The 1315-nt window shown below is 53.3% G+C and carries 1 protein-coding gene; it reads left to right on the plus strand.

All coding sequences use genetic code 11. From position 1 onward, the window contains the following. Positions 1–67 precede the first annotated feature (67 nt). Positions 68–1288 carry an ISL3 family transposase gene (locus tag U868_RS0123055; protein WP_025155340.1) on the plus strand — a complete coding sequence of 407 codons (1221 nt, stop codon included), beginning with the start codon at positions 68–70 and terminating at the stop codon, positions 1286–1288. The last annotated feature ends 27 nt before the right edge of the window (positions 1289–1315 follow it).

Here is a 1315-nt window from a genome sequence, read left to right on the forward strand (position 1 = left end):
GGGTCTTCCCTTGTTGTGGTGGCTGAAGGCATGATAATGGCGTATTAATTCGCCAGAGGTCACCACCATGGACGAAAAGTCCCTCTATGCTCATATCCTCAACCTGTCTGCTCCGTGGCAGGTAACGTCTCTTTCTCTCGATGAAAATGCGGGGTCTGTTACCGTTACTGTCGGGATCGCTGAAAATACTCAGTTGACCTGTCCGGCCTGCGGGAAATCCTGTCCTGCTCACGATCACCGGTATCGCAAATGGCGTCATCTCGATACCTGCCAGTTTTCAACGATAGTCGAAGCTGATGTCCCCCGCATTATGTGCCCGGAACATGGTTGCCTGACGCTGCCAGTTCCGTGGGCGGGCCCCGGCAGCAGGTATACGCTGTTGTTCGAATCCTTCGTGCTCTCATGGCTGAAAATCAGTACCGTTGATGCTGTCAGGAAACAACTGAAACTCAGCTGGAATGCCGTCGATAACATCATGCAGCGTGCGGTAAAGCGAGGACTGGCGCGCCGACGGTTGCCCCAGTCTGCACGTCACCTCTGTGTGGATGAGGTGAGCTTCAAAAAGGGTTATCAGTATGTCACCGTTATCTCGGATACGCAGGGACAAGCGCTTGAGCTAAGAGATGATCGTGGCGTTGAGAGTCTTGCCGGTTATCTTCGAAACCTGGGTGACCGCCAGATCGAATCAATCAAAACCTTGTCGATGGATATGAACCCGGCCTATATCAGCGCGGCCCGGATCCACTTACCCAACGCAGTAGAAAAAATCGCCTTCGATCACTTCCATGTAGCCAAAATGCTCTGTGCCGTGGTGGATAAAACACGGCAGTCAGAGATGAAAACCATCCCGTTGCAGGCCCGAAAACGTGCACATCGCTCCCGCTATCTGTGGCTATACGCCCGTCATAAGCGTCATGGTCGAATAGCAGAAAGACTGGAGGCAGCGCAGATGGTCCTGCCTGATACCAGCCGTTGCTGGGCAATGAAAGAGCTGGCGCGGGAACTCTGGAACCGTCGGTATGACGAGCACAGCAGAAGCCTGTGGCAGGAATGGATAGCGATGGCAAAAGATGTTGGCGTCCCGCTGCTGAGTAGTGCTGCCAGAACGTTACGTAAACGGCTGTACGGTATCCTGAATGCGATGAAGCATCGGGTATCAAACGGCAATGCAGAATCGCTGAACAGCAAGATCAGACTGCTGCGGATCAAGTCGAGGGGATACCGGAACAAGGAGCGGTTCAAAGTAGCTGTGATGTTCCATTACGGCAGGTTAAACATGGAATTCTGAGTCTCCCACCATGATCGGGGAAGACCC

It is taken from the genome of Morganella morganii H1r, assembly GCF_000633515.1.
In the GTDB taxonomy this organism is placed as follows: Bacteria; Pseudomonadota; Gammaproteobacteria; order Enterobacterales; family Enterobacteriaceae; genus Morganella; species Morganella morganii_B.

Coding starts and splice junctions, on each gene's coding strand:
- U868_RS0123055 (WP_025155340.1), top strand. CDS start 68: ATGGACGAAAAGTCCCTCTATGCTCATATCCTCAACCTGTCTGCTCCG.